This is a genomic window from Paenibacillus humicola, from assembly GCF_028826105.1.
In the GTDB taxonomy this organism is placed as follows: Bacteria; Bacillota; Bacilli; order Paenibacillales; family Paenibacillaceae; genus Paenibacillus_Z; species Paenibacillus_Z humicola.
Genome location: NZ_JAQGPL010000001.1, coordinates 3,546,882 through 3,562,202 on the forward strand (window position 1 = coordinate 3,546,882; position 15,321 = coordinate 3,562,202).

The 15,321-nt window shown below is 58.3% G+C and carries 16 protein-coding genes; 3 read left to right on the top strand and 13 right to left on the bottom strand.

Translation table 11 applies throughout. From position 1 onward, the window contains the following. Positions 1-238 precede the first annotated feature (238 nt). A complete protein-coding gene (locus PD282_RS16380) occupies positions 239-1,498 on the top strand; it encodes a S8 family peptidase (RefSeq protein WP_274651721.1) in 1,260 nt (419 codons plus the stop codon). 63 nt (positions 1,499-1,561) lie between these two features. Here the strand turns inward: PD282_RS16380 and fur are convergent, their stop codons facing one another. The 4 genes from fur to PD282_RS16400 form a co-directional block, all read right to left on the bottom strand. Continuing rightward, positions 1,562-2,011, bottom strand: coding sequence for a ferric iron uptake transcriptional regulator (gene fur / locus PD282_RS16385; RefSeq protein WP_274651722.1), 450 nt, complete (start codon positions 2,009-2,011; stop codon positions 1,562-1,564). A gap of 112 nt (positions 2,012-2,123) precedes the next feature. Continuing rightward, on the bottom strand, positions 2,124-2,756 hold the full coding sequence (gene spoIIM, locus PD282_RS16390; protein WP_274651723.1) for a stage II sporulation protein M: 633 nt from the start codon (positions 2,754-2,756) through the stop codon (positions 2,124-2,126). Positions 2,757-2,846: 90 nt separating this feature from the next. Next, entirely contained in the window at positions 2,847-4,043 is a 1,197-nt protein-coding gene (locus tag PD282_RS16395; RefSeq protein WP_274651724.1) for an endonuclease Q family protein, read from the bottom strand. Positions 4,044-4,045: 2 nt separating this feature from the next. Continuing rightward, complete coding sequence (locus tag PD282_RS16400; protein WP_274651725.1) at positions 4,046-4,603, bottom strand: NUDIX domain-containing protein; 558 nt, start codon at positions 4,601-4,603, stop codon at positions 4,046-4,048. A 147-nt stretch (positions 4,604-4,750) separates the two neighbouring features. Between PD282_RS16400 and mciZ the strand changes: the two genes are divergently transcribed. Beyond that, a complete protein-coding gene (mciZ, locus tag PD282_RS16405) occupies positions 4,751-4,912 on the top strand; it encodes a Z-ring formation inhibitor MciZ (protein ID WP_274651726.1) in 162 nt (53 codons plus the stop codon). A 102-nt stretch (positions 4,913-5,014) separates the two neighbouring features. Here the strand turns inward: mciZ and PD282_RS16410 are convergent, their stop codons facing one another. From PD282_RS16410 to lpdA, 8 genes are all read right to left on the bottom strand, one after another. Next, complete coding sequence (locus PD282_RS16410; RefSeq protein ID WP_274651727.1) at positions 5,015-5,845, bottom strand: alpha/beta fold hydrolase; 831 nt, start codon at positions 5,843-5,845, stop codon at positions 5,015-5,017. A gap of 154 nt (positions 5,846-5,999) precedes the next feature. After that, complete coding sequence (locus PD282_RS16415) at positions 6,000-6,485, bottom strand: quercetin 2,3-dioxygenase (protein ID WP_274651728.1); 486 nt, start codon at positions 6,483-6,485, stop codon at positions 6,000-6,002. Positions 6,486-6,959: 474 nt separating this feature from the next. Then, positions 6,960-8,093, bottom strand: a complete 1,134-nt coding sequence (locus PD282_RS16420) for a M20/M25/M40 family metallo-hydrolase (RefSeq protein WP_274651729.1) — start codon at positions 8,091-8,093, stop codon at positions 6,960-6,962. Between the two features lie 151 nt (positions 8,094-8,244). Next, positions 8,245-8,973 (bottom strand): lipoyl(octanoyl) transferase LipB, encoded by a 729-nt coding sequence (lipB, locus tag PD282_RS16425; protein WP_274651730.1) that lies wholly within the window; start codon positions 8,971-8,973, stop codon positions 8,245-8,247. Positions 8,974-8,988: 15 nt separating this feature from the next. Beyond that, positions 8,989-10,353 carry a dihydrolipoamide acetyltransferase family protein gene (locus PD282_RS16430; protein WP_274651731.1) on the bottom strand — a complete coding sequence of 455 codons (1,365 nt, stop codon included), beginning with the start codon at positions 10,351-10,353 and terminating at the stop codon, positions 8,989-8,991. A 21-nt stretch (positions 10,354-10,374) separates the two neighbouring features. Beyond that, a complete protein-coding gene (locus PD282_RS16435; protein WP_274651732.1) occupies positions 10,375-11,358 on the bottom strand; it encodes an alpha-ketoacid dehydrogenase subunit beta in 984 nt (327 codons plus the stop codon). Between the two features lies 1 nt (position 11,359). Continuing rightward, complete coding sequence (locus tag PD282_RS16440; RefSeq protein WP_274651733.1) at positions 11,360-12,394, bottom strand: thiamine pyrophosphate-dependent dehydrogenase E1 component subunit alpha; 1,035 nt, start codon at positions 12,392-12,394, stop codon at positions 11,360-11,362. 137 nt (positions 12,395-12,531) lie between these two features. Continuing rightward, positions 12,532-13,959, bottom strand: coding sequence for a dihydrolipoyl dehydrogenase (gene lpdA / locus PD282_RS16445; protein WP_274651734.1), 1,428 nt, complete (start codon positions 13,957-13,959; stop codon positions 12,532-12,534). A 209-nt stretch (positions 13,960-14,168) separates the two neighbouring features. Here lpdA and PD282_RS16450 point away from each other — a divergent pair, with 209 nt between their 5' ends. Next, positions 14,169-14,462, top strand: a complete 294-nt coding sequence (locus PD282_RS16450) for a DUF2627 domain-containing protein (RefSeq protein WP_274651735.1) — start codon at positions 14,169-14,171, stop codon at positions 14,460-14,462. Positions 14,463-14,722: 260 nt separating this feature from the next. On the opposite strand, the gene clpP is transcribed toward PD282_RS16450, so the two are convergent. Then, complete coding sequence (gene clpP, locus PD282_RS16455; RefSeq protein WP_274655278.1) at positions 14,723-15,301, bottom strand: ATP-dependent Clp endopeptidase proteolytic subunit ClpP; 579 nt, start codon at positions 15,299-15,301, stop codon at positions 14,723-14,725. Between the last annotated feature and the right edge of the window lie 20 nt (positions 15,302-15,321).

Here is a 15,321-nt window from a genome sequence, read left to right on the forward strand (position 1 = left end):
AGTCCCGCCCCGCCTACCCTTCTTACCGATACGTTCTCCCCCGCTGGCATAAATTATGTGCCGGGGCGACGGCCGCCCATGCGGCTGGATGTCAGCCCCCATACACTGAATGAAAAGTCTGCCCTGAGGGTTGTGAGCTTGTACGATTAATTGTTTTCGAAGCGGGATTTTCTTCACAATACGCAGCCGTTGCTTTCGATGCAAGTTTTGCTTCACAAAACTTTGAGGAGGGCCGAATGTGCAAAACGTCGAACGATTGCTGGTCAGCTGCGCACGCCCGTCCGGTTCCGGGGCAACTCGGAAAATGATCGGCTTCAAGAGCCGATCTTCCTTTAAGCGCTGCGCCCGCGAGCTGTCCAAACGGGGGCTCGGGCCGGTCAAATTGATTCGCGGAGGCTTTATCCTTTGCTGCAATTTGAGCCGGTCCGAGGCGAGCCGGTTCAATCAGCTGCTCCATCATCCCGACATCCGGTTCGTCGAGCCGGATTTTAAAATCCGCGCCCATGCCCGGCCTGCACCGTTTGGTAAAGCCGAAGCATCGGATGCCGCCATCAAACGGGGAAAGCGTACGCGCCCTTTTTTGCGGCGAGGGCGAATCGGGCCGCTCCCGCTGCGCGGCCGGGCACATGAAAGCGCCGAAGGGACGACATGGAACGTCAGCCGCGTGCAGGCGCCGAAGGTATGGAAGAGGACGAAGGGCGATGGCGTTCCGGTCGCCATCATCGATACCGGCATTGCGCCGCATCCCGACCTGCACATTGCCGGAGGCGTCAATACGATCGGCGGAAGATCCTATACGGACGATAACGGTCACGGGACGCATGTCGCCGGCATCGCCGCCGCCCTCGGTACGAACGGCATGATCCCCGGCGTCGCGCCCAAGGTAAAGCTGTTTGCGGTTAAAGCGCTCGATGCGGCGGGCGAGGGGTACATTTCGAGCATCATTGACGGCATCGACTGGTGCATTCGCAACGGGATGAAGGTGATCAATATGAGCTTCGGCCTCTCCGGCGCCACAAGCTCCGCTCTGCGCCAGTCGATCCAGCGCGCCCGCCGAAAAGGAATCGTGGTCATCGCATCCGCGGGAAACGGCGGCATCTTCAGCGGAGGGATCGACGAGCCGGCAAGCTTTCCGGAGACGATCGCCGTTGCCGCGTCGACCATTCAGAACCAGATTGCTTCTTTCAGCAGCCGGGGCAAAGGCATTGACGTTGCCGCACCCGGCACGGCAATCAAATCGACCTGGCCGGGCGGCGGCTACAAGACGCTGTCGGGCACGAGCATGGCGTCCCCGCATGTCGCCGGCGGAGCGGCGCTGCTGCTCGCGATCAATCCGAAGCTGCGGCCGTACCAGATTTCGCGAAAGCTTCGCAATACCGCGCTGAAGCTGTCCGGCTTCTCCTCGCGGTCGCAGGGGGCCGGCCTGATCCGGCTTGCCCGTGCCGCCAAAGTCTCCCGCTCCGGCTCGGGCGCGGCCCGCAGACGCCGGTCCAAATAAAAAACTCCCTCGCGTATGCGCCCAGCTCATTCGTGCCTCGAATGAAGGGCGCCTATCGGGGAGTTACTGTTCGTTCTTTTCCCGGCATCGCCTGCAAATGCCTTGAAAATCCAGACGATGGTCGATGACCATAAAGCCGTATTCCCGCTCAAGTCTTTCCTCAAGCGGTCCGAGCCAATCTTCCTTGATCTCCTCCATCGAGCCGCATTGGACGCAAATTAGATGATGATGATGATGCTTGCTGTTATCCGCGCGCAAATCGTACCTGGCAACCCCGTCGCCGAAGTTCATTTTCTCCACGACATGCAGTTCGCTGAGCAGCTCGAGCGTGCGGTAGACCGTCGCAAGACCGATCTCCGGCGCCTTGTCCTTGACGAGCATGAACACGTCCTCCGCGCTCAAATGGTCTTCCTCGTTCTCCAGAAGCACGCGCACCGTCGCTTCGCGCTGCGGGGTCAGCTTGTACCCTTGAGACTGAAGCTGCTGCTTGATTTTCTCGATCCGGGACTCCATGGTTTCCCCCCTCGCACCTGCACCCTGCGCCTTATGCCGGAAACGTTTGCTTTCATTATAGGGGCACATTGCGAGGAAAGTCAAACTTTTTTAGAATGATTACAATCCGCTTTCAAGCCCCGTAAATCAGCGGCGCAGCCCACTTCAGAAGCACCGGTGAAGCGTATGTTTCGACAAGCGCAGCCCCCGTGGCGATGAGCAGCATGAGCAGGGCGGTCGACGTATGAGCCGCAAGCGGACCGCTTAATGTTCCGTACCGGTTCAACAGCCGGCTGCGGATGACGTACAGCGAGAAGGATAAGGCCGAGACGCTCGCAATCAGAAGCGCCGGGACAACAATCAGATTCTGCGGAGCGACGGAAGCAAGCGAAAACAGAAGTCCTCTCCACGCATGCTCGTTCACGAGCGTCGCGACGGCAAAGCCGACGAGCACGCCTTTGAAAAAATCGAGCGCCAGCACCAGCGGCATGCCGACGACCGTTACGCCAAGCACCCAAATGAGAAGCAGCCATTTCGCATAAAAAGCGGCCCGTCCGGCAAAATCGCCGCCGCCCGCACCAGGCGCATCCGCCAGCGCCCGTTTCGCAAGCAGCTGCACGTTTTCCGCGAGCTCCCGCTGCTGATCCATCGTCAGCGCGTTGACCAGGAGCGCTCCGAACACAAGTCCGACGACAAAAATAACCGTTACGAATATTAGCAGCGTCAATTCCTTTCTAAGCAGCGGCAGCCCTGCCTGCGAACGCATGATCACACGCCTCCCATCCTTGGTAAAGTGTATGTCCATGCGCCGAACGCTATGCCCGCTGCCGCTTATGCCGGGCGGCGTTCCTCCGCTTTACCGGCTTATCCTGCCGTAAGTGCCGCCCCCGCCCGCAGCCAGCCGGACCCTGCCGCTTCTTGCCTCCGCAATCGTTCTCGCCGCCGCAGCTCCGGCAGCAGCGGCGATTTCATCCTCCGGCGCATCGTGCAGCACGGCCATTTCCGTGCCGAAACGGGCAAGCAGCTTCTCCAGCGTCCGTTTGCCGACGCCCGGAATAAATTCAAGCGGCACCTGATAGCGGTACGGAGGCCGGTCAGGCGCAACCGCCGGCTCAGAGCGGCCGGCCGCACGGCCGAGCTCATCAATTCGGTCCATGACCCCGCGGACGATCTTCGGACTGCCGCACATCGGGCACCGTTCCATCGCCGCTTCCTCCCCGGCCAGCGATCCGCAGCCGAGACAGTATGTCCGGTGGTACTTGCCCAGCGCGGGATTGAGTCCATAGTTGGCGGCTATTCGCCGTCCTTCCCTGCCGGTCAGCGCCAGCTTCAGCTCCGCGAAGGACGGTTCGCCAAGCAGCAGCTCGTTGTATTCCCGCCCGATTTTGGCCAGCGAATGCGCGTCGGAATTCGTGACGAACGGCAGCTCGTCGAGGTCCGGAACGAGTCCCGCCATCAGGCTGTCGGAGCTGAGGCCCAGCTCCACGGCGTCGATCAGCGCCGGATCGAGCGTATCGCCCAGCCGGTCCGAGCAGCTGCCGAACAAGCTTTTATGCGGGGTGAAAATATGCGCGGGGATGAATAGGCCACCGCGTTCCTTCGCTTCCTCCTGCAGCCGGCGCGAGGAGACGTAAATGCGCTGCGAGCTGAGCCGCACATTCCGCATATGCCGGCTCATCCAATCCGTGAACGCGCGCATGGCGTCAAACGTCGGCAAATAAATGAGATGATGCGCCGGACCGAACCCTTCGTCGCGCGTTTCGATTTCCGCCCCGAGCAGCAGCGTCGTATTCCGGTAACGGATGCCGCCGCCCGGTACTTCCGTCATTTCGCCGGTTTCCAGGAGGTCCGCGATATCCTCCTGCACGGCCGGCGAATGGCAGTCGATCACGCCGAGCAGACCGATGCCCTTGCGCTCCGCCGCTTCGCGGGCGATTTCGCGAAACGTCAAATCGCGGCTGGCGCTAATTTTAACCGGCTCGCCCTTTTCCGTCCGGCCGATATGGAGGTGCAGGTCGGCGAAAATGCGGCGCAGCGACTTCCAGTCCTCCATGACTAAAATTGTCCCGTCAGGCGGTAAAGGTGCCAGGCATAAACCGCGAGCATCGTTTTCGCGTCACTGATCCGTTCCTCGCGGATATACTGCTGCGCCTGCTCGAAGGTGATCGCCTCCACCGCCAAAAATTCGTCCTCGTCCGGCCTGCTTTCCCCCTTGACCAGCTCCTCCGCGGCATACAGATACAGCTTCTCGTCGGCAAACCCGGGCGACGTATAAAAAGCGCTTATCGGACGCAGACGGCCCGCACGATAGCCGGTCTCCTCCTCCAGCTCGCGGGCCGCCGCTTCCATCGGATCCTCTCCGGGATCCAGCTTGCCAGCAGGAATCTCGATCTGGAATTTCTCCATCGGCTTGCGGTACTGCTCCACCACCAGCATTTTGTCCTCGATCAGCGCCAGGACGGCTGCCGCGCCGGGATGGCGCACGATTTCCCGGGTCGCGGTTCTCCCGCCCGGCAGCCGCACCGTATCAACCTGCAGCGAAATGATTTTCCCCTCATAAATCGGCTGCGTGCCGATCGTCTTTTCCTGATAGTCGCCGGTTTTTTCGAGCATGTCCGTTCCTCTCCTTCGTGTCCGGATTCTCATGGAAGGGGGACCTCGTCATAACTTGTCCGCCCGCCGCATACGAATCATTATAGCAAACCGGAACGCCGGCCGTCCGGTTTTTGAATGGATGCATGAAAAGGAGATGCGTGGAAAATGAAGCAATATATCGCAGCCAACCAGATGACGCTTGTCGGCAAAGCCTGGGAAATCCGCCACCGGCTGAAAACGATTGCGAAGCAAAACTGCCGCAAGAGCTTCAAGTCCTCGGGCACGCTCGGCGATTACCTCGGGCAGCTCAGCCCTCGCGAACGTTAAAAAACCGTCCCTATAAACCAAACCATCTTCATGGCTTTCAGGGACGGCGAATGCCCGCTATAGCAGCGTCCTTTTCTCGCCTCGGATACGAATAAGGAGCCGTTATTTGCTGCTGTTAACCCGCGCCGCGAAATCAGTCACCACTTTCGTAAATAGCTGCGGGCTTTCGACATGGCTCATATGTCCGCCTTTTTCAAAGATATAAAGCTGCGAGCCCGGAATGTTCTCCTCCATTTCCGCCGCCCAGCGCGGGCCGCAGTTGAAATCATGCTCGCCGGCCAGAATGAGCGCCGGAGTCTGGATCGCAGTCAAAACGTCCCTGATATCCCACATATGCGGCTTCCGATTCGGATCGACGGTAAAATCCAGACCGGCTTTCCACTCCTCCACTTCTTCCGGAAGGCTCCAATAATTACCGAAGAAGGCGGGTAACAACCGGCGCAAAACGAGTAAGGTCGATTCCCGGTCCTGCGCTGCGCCAGTTATTAAGTCCATCCACGCCTGCTTCGCATCCTGAGCTTCCTGGCGATCGGGCCAGCGCTGGGCATAAAGCTCGATTTGCCGAACCTGCTCCATCCCAAGATCCGGTCCCATACATGGAGCGCCGCTGTAGACGATCAGCCCTCCGAGCTCATCCGGGTAATCGAGCGCATATTGAAGTCCGACGAAGCCTCCATGCGAATGTCCCATGAAGTAGGGCTTTCGAGCTCCGATGTGCTCTGCAACTTTATGCGCGTAATAGGCGTACCTCGTCATAGCGTAATCTCCGTCCGGCAGCATGCCCGAATTCCCCGTGCCTACGGGCTCGATATAGACAACCGTCATGGATTGTTCAAGCAGCGACATACGCATATAATTCCAATGAAAACCGGGGCCGCCAGGATGGACCAGACAAACCGGCCCGCTGCCGGCGATATGAAAGCATTGTTCCACTCCGTCAACCGAAACCTTATACGTGTCTGGCACAAACGCGTCGTTGAAATCTTGAAGGGATGAATGGGAGAAAGATGATGTCATATACGATTGCCTTCTTTCGATGTTTATATATTTTGAAGTCGAATAGAACGATTCGGGACCGGGGGGGAAATTAAAGACCGGGATAAGTAATGTAGTATTTTTTTGAGACCTCAATCAGCTTTTCGATCACTTCGGGCGTAGGCGGCTCGATGTTCGCTTCCATCCCTTCCACGTAAGGAACGCCCAATTCCCGCACAAAAGTATCAAATCCCGCCGGGTAAGCCGTAACCAGGAAACGGGCTTTCGGAGACTTTACCTTAAAGGTATGCGGAATACCGCGAGGAGCGAAAACATAATCGCCGCTTTTCACCGACAACTTCTCCGAGCCGATCGTCATCTCCATTTCTCCATCCAACATGTAAAAAGCTTCGTCCTCGTCTCTATGGATATGTAGCGGAGGACCGTCATTTTCCTTAACGGCACAATGCACCACACAAAATTCCCCGTTTGTGTCATCGCCGCTTACCAAGATGGAATTAATGTCGGTTAGAAATAAGAACGTATTTTCTTTATTATTTTTCCGATGCATCACACCTGCTTTGCTTTGGTTGTTCATCAACATCTTGACTCCTTTTTTTGGTATTCATTTTGAGTGCGATCGCAGGAATTTGAGACCGCTCATTTTTACATTAATGATTCGATTTGACATTGTCAATTTACCTCACATGAAGTTCACTAATTTTTCATGGTTTTGAGGCGATTGATTGACCGCGGTATTTGACCCCTGGTGCAGGGATTCATCGCAAAGTTGAACGCCAAATAACCCTCCAATATCGAATTGGAAGGTTTTTTAAGATCATCTATAGGTTCTTCTCTAAAAATAAATGAAGCCTCAAAATGATGCCCCTTAACCGATTTAGCCTGTTCGAGGCTGAGGCGATATTCATTCGAACCAAACGTCAGATAGATGAAGGTGGTTCTGCGAAAGCATCGGCCAAGTATCAATTTAGTTTCGAGTGAAAGAGGCTGGACCTGCAATCTAACAGGCGGCAGCCCCTTTTCGTATCTCGCTCACACGATCGTACCGGCTTCAGCCGCGGCGCGCCGCTTGGGCGATTAACTCGAGGACAAGCTCCGCCGTTTTGGCCAGGTCGGACGCCTTGATCTGTTCCTTCGTCGTATGAATATGCTCGTAGCCGATTGCCAGATTGACCGTCGGCACGCCGAGTCCGTTAAAAATATTGGCGTCGCTGCCGCCTCCGGAATGGAACGTGCTCGGCGTGCATCCGATGGCATGGATCGCCGACTTCGCCAGCTCCACCACGGGATCCCCGTCGTCGTACGAGTAGCCCGGGTACACGATCACGCTTTCGAACTCCGCCTTCGCCCCGAATTCCTCCGCCGCGCTTAAAGCGGCGGCGCGCATGGCTTCGACCTGCCGGTCGAGCTTTTCCCGCACGATGCTTCTCGCTTCGGCGTCCAGCTTGACGAAATCGCAGACGATGTTCGTCGCCCCGCCGCCCTCGAACCGGCCGATGTTGGCCGTCGTTTCGTGGTCGATACGGCCGAGCGTCATGCGGGACACCGCTTTGGAAGCAACCTGGATGGCGCTGATGCCGTCCTCGGGATTGACGCCGGCGTGAGCGGATTTGCCGAAAATTTTAATGCTGATTTTCGCCTGCGACGGCGCCGCGACGGCGATTTCGCCGATTTTGCCGTTGGAGTCGAGCGCATACCCGTATTTCGCTTCCAGCTTCGCCCGATCCATCGCTCTCGCCCCGACCAGCCCCGATTCCTCGCCGACCGTCAGAATGAACTGCACGGGGCCGTGGGGAACGTTCCGCTCCTTCAGCACCCGGATCGCCTCCAGCATCGCCGCGAGCCCGGCCTTGTCGTCGCTTCCGAGAATCGTCGTGCCGTCGCTGCGGATGTAGCCGTCGTCGTCCAGCCGCGGCTGAATGCCTTTGCCGGGTTTGACCGTGTCCATATGGGATGTAAAAAAGATCGTGTCCGCCGACTCCGAGCCTGCCGTCGCCGCAAGTTTGACGATCAAATTACCGGCGCCGTGACCGGTGAGCGCCTCCGTGCCGTCTTCCTCCACCGCAAGTCCGAGCCCGCTGAATTCCGCCTTGAGCACATCGCAAATTTGCCGTTCGTTCCCGGTCTCGCTGTCGATGCGAACCAGGCTCATAAACTGCTCCACCAGACGCTGCTGATCAATCATCGGCTTTCCTCCGTCCTCCGCTATCGTTTACAATAGGAATATGCACGAAGCTGCAATTATACCCGAAAGGAGCGTATTGGCCCTGCGTACGAATCGATTTGTGAAGATGTTCGTCTGGCTGCTGATCGTATCCATGGTGCTGTCCACCCTCTTATTCAGCATCGGCTGGATATTCGAGTAAGAGTGGCGCCCCCTCCGGCTCGCCGAACCCGAACTGCCGGCAGAAAAAGGGGACGAGCTCCCGCGCCGCGCGTTCGACCGTCATCGGAATGCCCGCCGCATCCTCGAACGACGTCACCGCGTACTCCTGGATGCCGCACGGGATAATGCCCTGAAAGCCGTCCTGCGCGATACCGGTCTTAATATTTAACGCGAAGCCGTGGCTCGTGATAAAGCCGCGCCGGGTTCGTGCTTTATTGAATTTGACGCCGATGGCGGCGATTTTCTCGTCCCCGAGCCAAACACCCGTGTATTCGGGCTTCCGCCCGCCCGCCAGGCCGTATCCGGCCAGCCAATCGATGATGGCCTGCTCCAGCGAGCGCAAATAACCGTGCAAATCGAGCCCGGCCGAATCCAGATACAGAAGCGGGTATCCGACCAGCTGTCCCGGACCGTGATAGGTAATATCCCCTCCGCGGTCGATTTGAAACAGCCCGATGCCTTTCTCGGCCAGCTGCTCTTCCGACAGGAGCAGATGCTCCGGATGCCGCTGCGAGCCGACCGTGTAGGTCGGCGGATGCTGAAGCAGGAGCAGCGTTTCCGGACGCTGCTCCTTGTCGATTTGTTTCACATACTGTTTTTGCAATTCCCACGCTTCCGCATACCCGATCATAGGCGTATACCGGATATCGAGCGTTTTGACGTTCGTCGTTTCCGCCATAGCCAGCGCCTCGCCTCAGTATAGTTTCGTATCCAAATTGAAGCTCTCAAGCGTATCCTTCACCCGCTGCAGAAAACGGCCGCAAATCACCCCGTCCAGTATCCGGTGGTCGAGCGACAGGCAGACGTTCGCCATCGAACGAACGGCGATCATGTCGTTGATAACCATGGGGCGCTTGACGATCGATTCGAATGTGATGATCGCCGCCTGCGGGTAATTGATGATCGGCTGCGTCAGGATCGAGCCGAACGAGCCGGTATTGTTGACCGTAAACGTGCCGCCCTCCATATCGGCGAGCGTCAGCTTGCCTTCGCGCGTCTTGCGCGCCAAATCGTCGATTTCCCGCGCCAGGCCGGATATCGTCTTATGCTCGGCGTTGCGGATGACCGGCGTTTTGACCGCTTCTTCCGTGCCGACCGCAAGCGAAATGTTGATGTCCCGCTTGACGATGATTTTGTCGACCGCCCAGACCGAGTTGATGATCGGGAAATCGCGAATCGCATTAACGACCGCCTTGATGAAAAAAGCCAAATACGTCAGGTTGACGCCTTCGCGTTTCATGAACTCGTCTCTCAGCTTGCTGCGCAGCAGCACGAGGTTCGTCACGTCGACCTCGATCATCATCCAGCCGTGCGGAATTTCAGTGGCGCTCTGCCGCATATTGCGGGCGATCGTGCTGCGAACCGGCGTCACGTCGATAAAATATTCGCCGCGGCCGGGGATTTGCTGGCCCTCGACCTCGATTTGCGGCTGACGCGTCGGCTGCGTCAAATGCAGCCCCGTCGTACGGACCGGCACGTGCGCTTCGGCACCCGGAACCGGCTGCGAAACGCTCGCGGCGGTCGACCGCGCCCCCGGCTGTGCCGTTTGCCCGGCGGCGCCGGATGCGATGTACGCCAGCACGTCCTTGCGCGTGACACGTCCCCCAAGACCCGTGCCGTGCAGGTGCGCCGGATTGATGCCGTGCTCGGCCGCCAGCTGCAGCACCGCGGGCGAGAAGCGGGCGCGCGCCCCCGCTTCGCCTGTGGTTTGCAGAGCTGCGGCGGGTGCTGTCGGCCGGTTCTCCGCGTCGGCGCCGCCGGCTGCAGACGGCACCGATGCCGCATATGCCGGCGCTTCGCCGCCGGCCGAACCGTCTTCGGTCTCGATGAGACAGACGGGCGTGCCGACCGGCACCGTTTCGCCTTCGCCGACCAATATTTTAACGAGCGTACCCTTCAAGGTGGACGGCAGCTCCGCATTGACTTTATCCGTAATCATTTCGCAAATCGGTTCATATACGTCGACCGGATCGCCCGGCTGCTTCAGCCATTTGTCGATTGTCGCCGAAACGAGCGACTCCGCCAGCTGGGGCACGACGATCTCCGTCACCGTTTTCATCGCTACCACTCCCGAACGATTTTAATATAATGCAAGATTACGCATCGCATCTTTCAATTTGTCCTTGTTCAGCATAAAAAATTTCTCGCCCGGCGGATTGATCGGCATGGCCGGTACGTCGGGCCCGCAAAGCCGCATGATCGGCGCATCCAGCTCGTAAAGCATCTCTTCCGCGATCATTGCCGCCACTTCGGCGCCGACGCCCCCGAACTTGTTGTCCTCGTGCACGATCAGCACCTTTCCGGTGCGCCGAGCCGCCTCCAGCACGCCTTCCTTGTCGAGCGGCTGCAGCGTGCGCAGATCGAGAATATGCGCGGAAATGCCCTCCTCCGCCAGCTCTCCGGCCGCCTCCATCGCAAAATGAAGCGGCAGGCTGTAGCTGATGACGGTAATATCGTCGCCTTCGCGCAGGACGTTCGATTTGCCGATCGGTACCGTATAATCCGTATCCGGAACGTCGCCGGAGACAAGCTTGTAGCACTTTTTGTTTTCGAAGTACAAGACCGGATCGGGATCGCGCACGGCCGCCTTCAACAGGCCTTTCGCATCGTAAGCCGTATAGGGCGCGACGATCTTAAGCCCCGGCGTGCCGAAAAAGACCGATTCGGGACATTGCGAATGATATAAGCCGCCGAAAATACCGCCGCCGATCGGCGCGCGGACCACAAGCGGACAACTCCAATCGTTGTTCGAACGGTAGCGGATCTTCGCCGCTTCGCTAATAATCTGGTTCGTGGCCGGAAACATGAAGTCGGAATACTGCATTTCCGCGATCGGCTTCATGCCGTACATGGCCGCCCCGATCGCGACGCCCGCAATCGCGGATTCGGACAAGGGCGTATCAAGCGCGCGCATGCCGCCGAACTGCTCCAGCAGCCCTTTTGTCGTCGTGAACACGCCGCCTTTGGCGCCGACGTCCTCGCCGAGCACGAACACGTCTTCGTCGCGTTCCATCTCCTCTTTCATGGCCAGCCGAATCGCATCGATATAGTCCATCACCGGCATGTCAGCGCCCCCCTCCGGCGTTGCCGCCTTCTGCATATACGTGCCTCAGGATATCCTCCGGGGCCGGGAACGGCGCTTTATCGCCGTATTCGGTCGCTTCGTCGAGCATCGCCCGGATTTCCTGCTGCAGCGCGGCATCCCGGTCTTCGTCCCAAATGCCGATGTCCATCAAATATTGTTTATATTTCGGAAGCCCGTCCTTCGCCCGGTTCTCGTCAACCTCTTCCTTCGTCCGGTAGGCAAGATCGTTGTCCGAGGTCGAATGCGGCGACAATCGGTACATTGCCGCTTCGATCAGCGTCGGACCTTCACCTGCGACGGCGCGCTGCCGTGCTTCTTTTACCAGCCGGTAAACCTCGAGCGGGTCGTTGCCGTCGACGCGGAAGCCGGGGAAGCCGTAGCCGATCGCACGTTCGTACACGCTGCCCGCCACCTGGCGGTGAAGCGGCGTGGAAATCGCGTATTGATTGTTTTCGCACATGAAAATGACCGGCAGCTTATGGACGCCCGCAAAGTTGCAGCCCTCATGAAAATCGCCTTGGTTGCTGGACCCCTCGCCGAATGTCACGAACGATACGAAGTTTTTGCGCTTCATTTTCGCGGCAAGCGCGAAGCCTACGGCGTGCGGCACCTGTGTCGTTACCGGGCTCGAGCTGGTTACGATGCGCAGACGCTTATGTCCGAAATGGCCCGGCATTTGCCGGCCTCCGCTGCTCGGATCCTCGGCTTTTGCGAATACGGACAGCATGAGGTCGCGCAGCGTCATACCAACGGTCAGGACAAATCCGTAATCGCGATAATAGGGAAGAAAATAATCGGTCTCCCGGTCAAGCGCGTAAGCAGCGGCAACCTGGGCAGCCTCCTGGCCGATGCCCGATACGTGAAAATTGATTTTGCCCGCGCGCTGCAGCAGAAGCACCCTTTCGTCAAAACGGCGCGCCGTTATCATCATGCGGTACATATCGACGGCCTGTTCGTCGGAAAGGCCAAGCGTGCGATGCTTTGCCTGGCGCAAAGCGGATTCGGACTGGGTCATGGCGGTCGCCCTCCTTTAAGCTGCTATTAAAACCTGGTACTAAGAGTTGATGATACTTATTATACCCGACTTTCTCGCAAAAGGAAATCCGCCCCCGGACAGATCGCGGCACAGCCGCAAGGCTCGTGCAGCGCGGTTTACATGACAAGCGAGCTGCCGTCCGCTGCCAGCATCGCCTCGGACAGCGCCTCGGAAAGCGTCGGGTGCGGATGAATCGCTTGCCCGACTTCCCACGGAACGGCGCTGAGCACCATCGCGAGCGAAGCCTCCGAAATCAAATCCGTCGCGTGCGGCCCAATGATATGCACGCCGATAATATCGCCCGTTTTCGCGTCGGCCAGCACTTTCGCGAACCCGTCGGTTTCGCCGAGCACGAGCGCCTTGCCGATCGCCTGAAAAGGGATTTTTCCCGTCTTTAGCTCATGCCCCCGCCTGCGCGCTTCTTCTTCGGTCAGTCCGACCGATGCGACCTCCGGACGGGAATAGATCGCACGCGGGACGCTGCCCGGCTCGAAGCTGTGCGTTTGCCGCCCAAGCAAATGATCGACCGCCGCCAGCGCCTCGTGCGCGGCCGCATGGGCCAGCTGCAGCCCGCCGTTCACGTCGCCGACAGCATAAATATGCGGCTCGGTCGTCTGAAAATGGGCGTTGACGCGAATGAAGCCGTTTTCCATCCGGATATCCGTATTTTCCAGCCCGATCCCCTCCACGTTCGCCTGTCGTCCGACCGACACGAGCAGCTTCTCCGCCGTCAGCAGCACGCCGCCGTCCGCCGTATCCGCCGAAATCGAAACTTGTCCGTCTTTATAGGCATAGGTATCGGTTTTCAAGCTAATGCCGGTCAAAATGCGCACGCCTCGTTTGCGCAGCTGCCGCGTCAGCTCAGCCGATGCTTCGGCATCCTCGCCCGGAAGAAGGCGCGAAGCCGTCTCGACCAGCGTAACGTTAACGCCGAAATCGACCATCATCGACGCCCATTCAACCCCGATGACGCCGCCGCCGACGATGAGGATCGATTCGGGCAGCCGGTCCATTCGCAGGGCGTCGTCGCTCGTCATCATGTTTATGCCGTCGGGCTCGAGTCCCGGCAGGACGCGCGGCCGCGAACCGGTGGCGATAATCAGATTCGCCGGCACGACCGTCTCCATTTCGCCGTCCGCCAGCTCGACCGCGACGCTGCCGCTGCGCGGCGAGAAGATCGACGGACCGATTACACGGCCGCTGCCGCTGATGACGGTGATGCCGTGCTTGCGCATGAGCAGCTGGAGCCCTTTGTACAGGCGCTCGACGGTTTGTTCCTTGCGCTGCTGAACGGCGCCGAAATCGATCGAAACCGCTCCTTCGGCGATCCGGATGCCGTAGGTATCCGCTTTCCGCAGCGTCGCGTGCACCTCGGCGCTTCGCAGCAGCGCCTTGGACGGGATACAGCCCTGATGCAGGCACGTTCCGCCGAGCTTGCCCTTTTCGATCAGCACGACGTTTTTGCCTGCCTGCGCCGCCCTGATGGCAGCCGTATATCCCCCAATGCCTCCGCCGAGTACGGCGATATCGCATGAAATGGTCACTTTGGTTGGTTCCTCCCGGCATGAATAAAATTTTGCTTCGCCGTCCCCCGGCGTCCGGGTTTACGGTGTGGATAATCCTTCTTCGGATCTATTGTACCTTTTTTCGCTGTCCGGGGAAACCTGGAGGACCGTCCCGCAAATAGACAGCCGTGGAGCAAAACGGTATGATAAGGACGAAGCTGTTTTGCATACGGGAGGATCATGCGGGAATGAAAGAAATCATCGCTCGGTTTATCGCCATTATGCTGCTCGTCATTCCAGGCCTTGGAGCGACTTATGGATTTTTGCTTATGAAGGATGCCGTTTTTCAATACTTCTCGTCACTGGGTGAGAACGCCTCCGGCGAGCCGTTCGGTTGGGGGAAAATGCTCCTGGGATTCGTGCTGTTTGCGTTCGGAATCGGTTTTATCGGGGGCTGGACGTTCTTCCGGGACCGGAAACGGAATTATGTAGCCCCAAGGTTCAAGCAAAAACGGCCTCGTCCGCCGCGGCAGAACGTTTAATCTGCGCTTCATAGGTGGACGCCTCTTGCCGTTCTTTGAGAGGAAGTTGCCAGCCTAGGGAGTTACCAGCCTGTTTATAGCAAAGTTTGGCAGTTCAATGATCCTATATGCTTAACGATCGAAAAAAGGAAGGCCGCAACGGTGACGGCCTTCCTTTTTCAATTATGGATAAGCAAAGATGCATCTGGTCCGCACAAGCTGCAGCCCGGCAGTTGCTGCAGGCTAGCATCCGGTTCGTCCACAGCAAATTCTTGGTTTACCTAGGCGACAATGATGTGGTCCACCAGACCGTAAGCTTTAGCCTCCTCCGCGCTCATAAAATGGTCGCGGTCCGTATCCTGGTCGATTTGTTCCAGGCTTTGGCCTGTATGCTCGGATAAAATCCGGTTTATTTTCTCTCTCGTTTTCAAAATCCACCGGGCGTGGATTTGAATATCCGATGCCTGGCCTCTCGCCCCGCCGAGCGGCTGATGGATCATCACTTCGCTGTTCGGCAGCGCGTACCGCTTCCCTTTCGCGCCGCCCGTAAGCAGAACCGCTCCGAAGCTGGCGGCCATTCCGGTGCAAATCGTAGATACATCCGGCTTAATGTAATTCATCGTATCGTAAATGGCGAAGCCCGCCGTTACCGAGCCGCCCGGGCTGTTAATGTAGAGCTGGATATCTTTGTCGGGATCGTCCGCCGCCAGGAATAACAGCTGGGCTACGATGATATTGGCCATGCCGTCCTCCACTTCGCCGTTGATCATAATGATCCGGTCCTTCAGCAAACGGGAGTATATATCGTAGCTGCGCTCACCGGTTCTCGTCTGCTCGATGACATAAGGCACCAGGTTCAGCGTCATCCCTCTTTTCTTCG